Origin of the sequence: Methylobacterium sp. Leaf88 (assembly GCF_001422795.1) — a bacterium.
GTDB lineage: Bacteria > Pseudomonadota > Alphaproteobacteria > Rhizobiales > Beijerinckiaceae > Methylobacterium.
Genome location: NZ_LMMK01000054.1, coordinates 12,883 through 13,642, shown reverse-complemented (window position 1 = coordinate 13,642; position 760 = coordinate 12,883). Strand labels below are relative to the sequence as shown.

Annotated in this window: 2 protein-coding genes; both read right to left on the bottom strand. The window is 74.5% G+C overall.

Going from position 1 to position 760, the window contains the following annotated elements:
* The coding region (locus tag ASF20_RS21620; RefSeq protein WP_156648157.1) for a sugar nucleotide-binding protein at window positions 1-192 on the bottom strand (192 nt) is incomplete at its 3' end.
* 21 nt (window positions 193-213) lie between these two features.
* The coding region (locus ASF20_RS21615) for a GDP-mannose 4,6-dehydratase (RefSeq protein WP_244476519.1) at window positions 214-760 on the bottom strand (547 nt) is incomplete at its 5' end.

The window sequence follows — 760 nt, the reverse complement described above, 5'->3', positions numbered from 1 at the left end:
GGCGGTGTAGGCGGCCGCGTTGACCACCGCCGCGTAGGGGCGCGCGCTCAGGGCGGCGTCGATCGCGGCGGCGTCCGTGACGTCGAGCGCCGTGCGGCTCGGGGCGTGCAGGCGGGTGCCGGCGTCCCAGAGCGCCGGGTTCTGCAGCTCGGTGCCGACCTGGCCGGCACCACCGAGGATGAGGATGTCCAGGGACTCGGGCATCAGGCGGCCTCAGGCGCTCGGGGCGGGGGCGGCGCCCGGGCCGAGGCCGAGGCGCTCGCCGGTGTAGCGGCCCTCGCGGATCGGGCGCCACCAGGCCTCGTTGGCGAGGTACCAGCGCACGGTCTCCTCCAGGGCCCGCTCGAAGTCCTTGGTCGGATGCCAGCCGAGCTCGGCCTCGGCCTTGGACGGGTCGATGGCGTAGCGCCGGTCGTGGCCGGGCCGGTCCGCGACGGAGGTGATCAGCCGGTCGTGGGGGGCCTGCTCCGGGCGCAGGCGGTCGAAGGCGGCGCAGAGCGCCCTGACGACGCCGAGGTTGTTGCGCACCGCGCGTCCGCCCAGGAGGTAGGTCTCGCCGATCCGCCCCCGCTCCAGCACCGCCACGAGGCCGCGGGCATGGTCCTCCACGTGGATCCAGTCGCGCTCGTTCAGGCCGTCGCCGTAGACGGGCAGCGGCCTGCCCTCCAGCGCGTTGAGGATCATCAGCGGGATGAGCTTCTCGGGGAAGTGGCGCGGGCCGTAGTTGTTCGAGCAGTTCGTCACCAGCACGGGCAGGCCA